Here is a 7,946-nt window from a genome sequence, read left to right on the forward strand (position 1 = left end):
TTTGTCGGCGAACTCGGCCGTTTGCCGAAGGATGCCGCAGCCGCTTGCCGGCGCTTCATCGACGACGGCGGCAGCGTGCTCGAGAGCATTCCCTCCGGCCAGCGCTGGGCGCTGATCATCGATGGCCTCTTCGGGATCGGTCTGCAGCGCCCGATCGGCGGTTTCCATGGCGAACTCGTTCTGGCGGCCAATACCCTCGCCGCACGCGACCGCTGCCCGCTGCTCGCCCTGGACTGTCCGAGCGGTCTCGACGCCGATACCGGAAAACTCTGCGGCGCGACGATTCGTGCCAGTCACACCATCACGTTCATCGCCGCCAAACCGGGACTGTTCACTGCCGAGGGTCCGGACCACTGCGGCTCGATTTCGGTCGCCACGCTTGACCTGGACGTCGAGCGGCTGGTGAAGGCGACGGCACGGACGATCGGCACCGATCTGTTCGTCGATTGCCTGCGCCCGCGTGCCAAAAACAGCCACAAGGGCAGTCATGGCAGCGCCGGCATTCTCGGGGGTGCGGGCAGCATGGTCGGCGCCGTTTTTCTGGCCGGTCGGGCGGCGCTGCGGCTCGGCAGTGGGCGCGTCTATCTCGGACTGCTCGATCGGCAGGCGCCAGCAATCGACCCCTTGCAGCCGGAACTGATGCTTCGCCAGCCGGACGCGCTGCTCGCCGCCGGTCTCAGCGCGCTGGCCTGCGGGCCGGGCATGGGAAGCAGCGACGAAGCCGTCGCGCTGCTCGAACGAGCGAGTTCGCTCGACATTCCGCTCGTGCTCGACGCTGACGGGCTGAATCTGCTGGCAGGCGAAATCCGTTTGCAGCAGGCGGTGCTGGCACGCCAGGCGCCGACCCTGCTGACGCCACATCCGACCGAGGCGGCTCGTCTGCTGGGCTGCGACACCGCTGTCGTCCAGTCCGACCGTGCTGGCGCCGCACTGGCCATCGCCGCACGTTACCAGGCAATGGTGGTGCTGAAGGGTTGCGGCAGCGTCATCGCCACGCCTGCCGGCCACTGGTTCGTCAACACCAGCGGCAATCCCGGTCTCGCGACCGCCGGCAGCGGTGACGTGCTCAGCGGTTTCGTCGTGGCGCTTCTGGCGCAAGGCTGGCCAGCCCTCGAAACCCTGCTGGCGGCGGTGCATCTGCATGGCGCCGCGGCCGACGAACTCGTCGCCAGTGGCTGTGGACCGGTCGGCTTGACCGCCGGCGAACTCATCGACAGCGCCCGGGCCGGCTTCAACCGCTGGCTGGCGAACGGCCGATAGGCTACGCCGTCGCGAACAGCGCTGCCGCCGCCTGCTGACCGAGCTCGAAATAGCGTTTCTGGGCGCTGCTGTCCTTGAGCGAAATGGTCATGCTCTCCAGGCCCTTCGGGCGCAGCACGTGCAAGGGTTTGGCGTAATAGCGCCGGCCGCCGATCTCGGCACTCGTTGTTCCCATCGCCTTGAGCATCTCGTTGATCAGGGTCGCTTGCGCAAAGATGCGTGTGTTGGGCAGCGTCAGCTGCATGTCGCTGACCAGCAGATGCATATCGATGCTGTTGAACGGCAGAATCAAGGACTTCGAGTGGTAGAGCCGGTCGAGTTCGCGCTGGTAGTCGTAATCGGTGAAATCGACGGCGATGATTTCGTCGACCTCATCATCTTCGAACAGCGTCCGCAGTGGCGTGTTGTCCAGGTAGCCACCCTCGATATAGTAATCGCCATCGATGGTGATCGCCTTGAAATAGGGGAGGGTGGTGATGCCGGCGAGGAAGGCGTTCATGAACACATCGAGACTGGCATCGTCAATCCTTTTCAGGGATAGTCGACGACAATATTGTTTCCCGAACTGGTCGAGGCGATATGCACGATCGGCACTTCGTTACGCTTCAGCCATACCAGCACCCCTTCGCTGTAAAAGCTTCGATAGCCGCCGCCCGATGCGACGAAACCGTATCTGGCCATGATCGTTCCCTCCTCTTGGCGTGTATGGGCAGGATGCCGGCCGAGACCGGCATTCGAGGCAAGTTTGACACATTCTGCCGGATATGACGGCGACGGCGTGGCAGGAATTCCCGGAACTTCTGTTACCTTTACAGTTTTCTGAATCGGGGAGAGACCAGCAATGGACGAATCACAGAGGCTTGCGGGGTTTCGCGCGAAGTTCCGGGTTGACGAGTTGCTGGTGGCGAAAACCCCTGCCTGGTCGTGGTCGGTGCGACCTGCCCAGGCGACCCTGGGCTGCGGCGTCTTGTCGCTGAATCGTCACGCGGCGCAATTCTCGGAGGTCACGGCTGCAGAAATGGCTGATCTTTCCGGTTTGCTCGGGAAACTCGAGCGGGCCGTGCAGTCGGCCTTCGGCTACGATCGCATCAACTACCTGATGCTGATGATGGTCGATCACCAGGTGCATTTTCACGTCATTCCCCGTTACGCGGCCAGTCGCCAGTTTGCCGGGCTGGAGTGGGTCGATCCGGGCTGGCCGGCTTTCCCGGCGCTGACCGAACAGCAGCACGATCGGCGGACAGACGTTCTCGCGCTGATCCACCAGGAACTGCAGGCGGCCTGTACCGATTGACTGCGCGGCGCCGGATGGATACATTGCTGTTTCATCCGACCCGCATCGCCCATTCTGCACCTGACCGGACGCGTCCGGCCCAATGGCTTCCAGGGCATGCCGGTATGCAAGGACAGACAGGCGGTCAAGCGAGTTTGCCGATGAGCCCCTCCATCCTGACCAGGAATTCAGCCCAGGGCGTCACGACATGGGGCTTCGGCCTGCTCGTCGCCGGCGTCGTCTGGCTGGCCATCTATCACCACCTGACCGAGTTTGCCGATGCCGTGATTGCCGCCCTGGGCCTCGCCCACGGCACGCATCTGGGTGAGGCGGTGCATTTCTTCTTCTACGACACGCCGAAAGTGTTGCTGCTGCTTACCGGTATTGTCTTTCTGATGGGCGTGATCCAGACCTTCTTCTCGCCTGAACGTACCCGGGCGATGCTCTCGGGCAAACGGGTCGGCGTCGGCAATGTCCTGGCGGCGACGCTCGGCATCGTCACGCCGTTCTGTTCGTGCTCGGCGGTGCCACTCTTCATCGGCTTCCTCTCGGCCGGCGTCCCGCTCGGCGTGACCTTTTCCTTCCTGATTTCGGCGCCGATGGTCAATGAGGTGGCGCTGGCACTGCTGTTCGGCCTGTTCGGCTGGCAAGTCGCCGCGCTGTATCTGGGCCTGGGTTTGCTGGTGGCCATTGTGGCCGGCCTGGTGATCGGCAAGCTGAAGATGGAACCTTACCTGGAGGACTGGGTGCAGGGCATTCTTGCCGGAACGGCGCCGGAACTCGCAGGCGAGCGTTTTACCTGGGTCGACCGCTTCCGTGCGGGCTGGAGTCACGTCAAGGAAATCGTCGGCAAGGTCTGGCCATACATCCTGGCGGGTATCGCCATTGGCGCCGCGATTCACGGCTATGTGCCAGAGGATTTCATGGCGTCGCTGATGGGCAAGGAAGCGCCCTGGTGGTCGCTACCGGCAGCGGTCGCGCTCGGCGTGCCGATGTATGCCAATGCGGCTGGCATGATCCCGATCGTCGAGGCGCTAATCGGCAAGGGGGCCGCTCTCGGCACCGTGCTCGCCTTCATGATGAGCGTCATCGCGTTGTCGCTGCCCGAGATGATCATCCTGCGCAAGGTGCTACGCATGCGCTTGATCGTCACTTTCGCTGGCGTCGTCGCCGGTGGCATCCTGTTGGTCGGCTACGTCTTCAATCTCGTGCTGTAGCAGACCGCGCTCATTCCCCCCTTTTCCTCGCCTGGCCGGTGACGGGAATTGCATTCACCCTGTTTTCAAGAGATTTCGGAAAGGTAAATCCTCATGAGAGAAATCAAGGTACTCGGCACCGGTTGTGCCAACTGCCGCAGTACGGTCAGGTTGATCGAGGAAGTCGCTGCAGAGCAAGGCGTGGCCATCAGGCTAACCAAGGTCGAAGATCTGCGCGAAATCATGCAGTACGGTGTGATGTCCACCCCCGGTGTGGTGGTCGACGGCCAGGTGGTTCACGCCGGGGGCATTCCGGATCGCGCCAGGATTGCCGCCTGGCTATAGGAAGTCAGGCGGGGAAGTCAGCCGGTTCCGCTGGCGAAGAAGCGTTTCTGAAACCACAGCGAGACATTGACGAGACAGATCATCACCGGCACTTCGACAAGCGGTCCGATGACGGCCGCGAAGGCGGCGCCGGAATTGATCCCATAGACGGCTACCGCGACGGCGATCGCCAGCTCGAAGTTGTTGCTTGCCGCGGTGAATGACAGGGTCGCACATTTCTGGTAGCCGGCCCCGACCTTCCGGCTGATGTAAAACGAGAGTACGAACATCAGCACGAAGTAGATCAGCAAGGGAATGGCGATGCGTACCACGTCCAGCGGAATGGTCACGATCAATGTGCCCTTGAGGCTGAACATGACGACGATGGTAAACAGCAAGGCGCCGAGCGTAATCGGGCTGATCCTGGGAACGAAACGCTCCTGATACCACTGCCTGGAGACGAAGCGCAGCATGATCACCCGCGTCAGGAGGCCGGCGACGCAGGGAAGGCCGAGGTAGATCAGAACGCTCTCGGCGATCTGTCCGATCGAGATATCCACCACTGAACCGGAGAGCCCGAACAGTGGCGGCAGCACGGTGACGAACAGCCAGGCATAGACGCTATAGAAGAGCACCTGAAAGATCGAATTGAAGGCCACCAGGCCGGCGGCATATTCGGTCGAGCCCTTGGCGATCTCGTTCCAGACAATCACCATCGCGATGCAGCGCGCCAGGCCGATCAGGATCAGCCCGACCATGTACTCGGGCTTGTCAGGCAGGAAGAGGATCGCCAGCACAAACATCAGGATCGGCCCGATGACCCAGTTCTGAATCAGCGAGAGGCCGAGCACCTTGCGGTCGGTGAAGACATCCGGGAGTTCCTCATAGCGCACCTTGGCGAAAGGCGGGTACATCATCAGAATCAGCCCGAGCGCGATCGGGATGTTGGTCGTGCCGACCTGGAAGGAATTGATCAGGTTCTCGATCCCGGGGAGGAAGAATCCCAGGCCGACGCCAAGCGCCATGGCCACAAAGATCCAGACGGTCAGATAGCGGTCAAGGGCATTGAGTTTGTTCGTGGTAGCGCTCATTTGAGACCTTCTTTGCGGTGAGGCAATGGCCGACGCCCGCGTTGGCCTGGTGGCGTGCCGGTTTCGGAAAGCACGCCGCGGGTGCCGGCTCAACGAGGGAGTTTACTTGTTTCCATAATTCCAGCATTATAGAATAGTTTCCGACATTCAGGTCGCCTGAAATATTCAGATCGTCCGCTCGCTGGGAATCCAGCCGGGCACAACCCATCATTCGGAGGAGCAGGAAATGACTGTCAAGGTTGGCATCAATGGTTTCGGTCGTATCGGCAGGCTGGCGCTACGCGCCGCGTGGGACTGCCCGGAACTGGAGTTCGTGCATATCAACGAAGCGAACGGACCGGTGGAGTCGGCAGCACACCTTCTTGAATTCGATTCGGTCCATGGCCGCTGGCGGCACGATGTCGGGAGCAGCAACGGGCGGATGCTGATCGATGGAAAATCGATCGGCTACAGCACCGTCAGGGACGTCGCCGGCGGTCCCTGGCGCGACGCCGGGGTGGACATCGTTCTCGAAGCCAGCGGCAAGTGGCGCACGGCCGAGGAACTAGCGCCCTACCTGGCGGCAGGCGTGCAGAAGGTGATCGTCGCCGCACCGGTCAAGGGTGGCGATACGCTGAACATCGTCATGGGCGTCAATGACCAGCGCTACGACCCGGCCCGCGACCATATCGTCACCGCAGCCTCGTGCACCACCAATTGTCTGGCGCCGGTAGTCAAGGTCATGCATGAGGCGATCGGCATTTCGCATGGCATGATCACGACCATCCACAGCTCGACCAACACCCAGAGCGTGCACGACCAGATGCACAAGGATCTGCGCCGCGCGCGCGCTTCGAGCCTGTCGCTGGTGCCGACGACGACCGGCTCGGCGACCGCGATCGCGCTGATCTTCCCGGAACTGAAAGGCAAGCTCGACGGGCACGCGGTGCGCGTGCCGCTGCTCAACGCGTCGATCACCGACTGTGTTTTCGAGATGAAGCGCCCGACCAGCGTCGAAGAGGTCAATGGTCTGCTCAAGACGGCTGCCGAGGGCGCCCTGAAGGGAATTCTCGGCTACGAGGAACGGCCACTGGTTTCCATGGACTACTGCGGCGATCCGCGCTCGTCGATCGTCGATGCGGCGCATACCCTGGTGATCAACGGCACGCTGGTCAAGATCTACGCCTGGTACGACAACGAGTGGGGTTACGCCAATCGTTACGTCGAACTGGCGCGCAAGCTGGCCGCTTCACTGTAAGTACACGCCCATGGATTCCGTGCCGATCGGGGCCATCGCTGCCAGCCAGGCGAGGGTTTCTTCGCACGGTTTCCTCCTGGAGGACGACGATGAGCGATCCATCCTCAGCCAAGAGCCCCGCTGCACATGCCGGCCTGCGCAACTACATGCTGGTGACCGCCGCCTACTGGTCCGACACCGTGACCGACGGCGCCACCCGCATGCTGGTGCTTTTCTACTTCTATAGCCTGGGCTACACGCCTTTTGCCGTCGCTTCGCTGTTCATCTTCTATGAAGTCTTCGGCATCCTGACCAACCTCTTCGGTGGCTACATCGGCGCCCGTTTCGGCCTCAGGACGACATTGTTCATCGGGTTGGGCACGCAACTCGTGGCACTGTCGATGCTCGCCTTCGCGCCACAGGGCTGGCTGGTGGTCGCCTACGTCATGGTCTCGCAGGCCCTGAGCGGAATCGCCAAGGACATGACCAAGATGAGTTCGAAGAGCGCGGTCAAGCTGATCGTCCCCGAGAATGCCTCGGCGACCCTGTATCGCTGGGTTTCGATCCTGACCGGGTCGAAGAACGCATTGAAGGGGGTCGGCTTCTTCCTGGGTGGTCTGCTGTTGACTCTGCTCGATTTTCAGAGCGCGCTCATGTTGCTCGTGGCGTTGGTCGGAGGAACGCTGATCCTGGCCGCGCTACTGATGCGCGGGGGGCTTGGTCAGGCCAACAAGAAAGCAAAGTTCGGGCAGATGTTCTCGCGCAATGGCGCCGTCAACAAGCTTGCTGCAGCGCGCATCTTCCTCTTCGGTGCGCGTGACGTCTGGTTCGTCGTCGGCCTGCCGGTCTTTCTGTCGAGCGTGCTCGGCTGGACCTTCTGGCAGTCCGGGGGGTTTCTTGCGGTTTGGGTGATCGGGTACGGCATCGTGCAGGCGGCGACTCCCGGCCTGCTGCGCAGCCGCGTCGAGGAGCAGCACGAGCCCGACGGACGGACGGCCACCATTCTCGCTTTCGTCCTCGCGGCACTGCCGGCGGGCATCGCTCTGGGACTGAGCGCCGGGCTGGCACCGGGCACTGTCGTGGTTGCCGGCCTGATTCTCTTTGGCGCCGTTTTTGCCCTGAACTCGGCGGTGCACTCCTATCTGATCCTGGCTTACACCGACAGTGACAAGGTGGCGATGAGCGTTGGTTTCTACTACATGGCCAACGCATCCGGTCGCTTGGCGGGAACGGTTCTTTCGGGCGCACTCTATCAGTGGGGGCTACAGAGCGGGCCAAGCGACGGCCTGATCGCCTGCCTGTGGGCGTCGACCGCTTTCGTACTGGTGGCCGGCCTGTTGTCGCTGCTGTTGCCACGCCACATCGGTCCGCGCAGCAAGCCGATCAAGCTCGATGACCTGGGCGAATAGTGTCGTGTAGCGCGTAGCCGCTGGTCCACAAATCTGATCCGGGATGAGAAATCCGGGCGAAAGCCATTGCGTCACGCGCGCCGATTGATGACAATGCGGGCGATGCCTCGGCAGGTCGTCCCCGATGCCCCGGCAGAGCGGGAGGAGGATGTCCGACAGCCGTACCGTCTGCCGGCG

General features: G+C 62.3%; 9 protein-coding genes. 6 read left to right on the forward strand and 3 right to left on the reverse strand.

All coding sequences use genetic code 11. From position 1 onward, the window contains the following. The coding region (locus CAPSK01_RS08965; protein ID WP_273703395.1) for an NAD(P)H-hydrate dehydratase at nucleotides 1-1,260 on the forward strand (1,260 nt) is incomplete at its 5' end. 1 nt (nucleotide 1,261) lies between these two features. Here the strand turns inward: CAPSK01_RS08965 and CAPSK01_RS08970 are convergent. Continuing rightward, nucleotides 1,262-1,759, reverse strand: coding sequence for a hypothetical protein (locus CAPSK01_RS08970; RefSeq protein WP_034925525.1), 498 nt, complete (start codon nucleotides 1,757-1,759; stop codon nucleotides 1,262-1,264). A 32-nt stretch (nucleotides 1,760-1,791) separates the two neighbouring features. Next, the gene (locus tag CAPSK01_RS22475; protein ID WP_273703396.1) at nucleotides 1,792-1,941 is read right to left on the reverse strand and encodes a hypothetical protein; all 150 of its coding nucleotides are present in this window, start codon (nucleotides 1,939-1,941) and stop codon (nucleotides 1,792-1,794) included. Nucleotides 1,942-2,101: 160 nt separating this feature from the next. Between CAPSK01_RS22475 and CAPSK01_RS08975 the strand changes: the two genes are divergently transcribed. From CAPSK01_RS08975 to CAPSK01_RS08985, 3 genes are all read left to right on the forward strand, one after another. Then, complete coding sequence (locus CAPSK01_RS08975) at nucleotides 2,102-2,554, forward strand: HIT family protein (protein ID WP_034925528.1); 453 nt, start codon at nucleotides 2,102-2,104, stop codon at nucleotides 2,552-2,554. Between the two features lie 140 nt (nucleotides 2,555-2,694). Then, nucleotides 2,695-3,750, forward strand: coding sequence for a permease (locus CAPSK01_RS08980; RefSeq protein ID WP_034925531.1), 1,056 nt, complete (start codon nucleotides 2,695-2,697; stop codon nucleotides 3,748-3,750). A 93-nt stretch (nucleotides 3,751-3,843) separates the two neighbouring features. Next, complete coding sequence (locus tag CAPSK01_RS08985) at nucleotides 3,844-4,074, forward strand: thioredoxin family protein (RefSeq protein WP_034925535.1); 231 nt, start codon at nucleotides 3,844-3,846, stop codon at nucleotides 4,072-4,074. A 17-nt stretch (nucleotides 4,075-4,091) separates the two neighbouring features. Here the strand turns inward: CAPSK01_RS08985 and arsB are convergent, their stop codons facing one another. Beyond that, complete coding sequence (arsB, locus tag CAPSK01_RS08990) at nucleotides 4,092-5,144, reverse strand: ACR3 family arsenite efflux transporter (protein ID WP_034925538.1); 1,053 nt, start codon at nucleotides 5,142-5,144, stop codon at nucleotides 4,092-4,094. Nucleotides 5,145-5,370: 226 nt separating this feature from the next. On the opposite strand from arsB, the gene CAPSK01_RS08995 reads away from it, so the two are divergent. Next, nucleotides 5,371-6,381 (forward strand): ArsJ-associated glyceraldehyde-3-phosphate dehydrogenase, encoded by a 1,011-nt coding sequence (locus CAPSK01_RS08995; RefSeq protein WP_034925541.1) that lies wholly within the window; start codon nucleotides 5,371-5,373, stop codon nucleotides 6,379-6,381. 89 nt (nucleotides 6,382-6,470) lie between these two features. Continuing rightward, entirely contained in the window at nucleotides 6,471-7,769 is a 1,299-nt protein-coding gene (arsJ, locus tag CAPSK01_RS09000; protein WP_034925544.1) for an organoarsenical effux MFS transporter ArsJ, read from the forward strand. The last annotated feature ends 177 nt before the right edge of the window (nucleotides 7,770-7,946 follow it).

The organism is Candidatus Accumulibacter vicinus (assembly GCF_000584955.1).
Taxonomy (GTDB): Bacteria; Pseudomonadota; Gammaproteobacteria; order Burkholderiales; family Rhodocyclaceae; genus Accumulibacter; species Accumulibacter vicinus.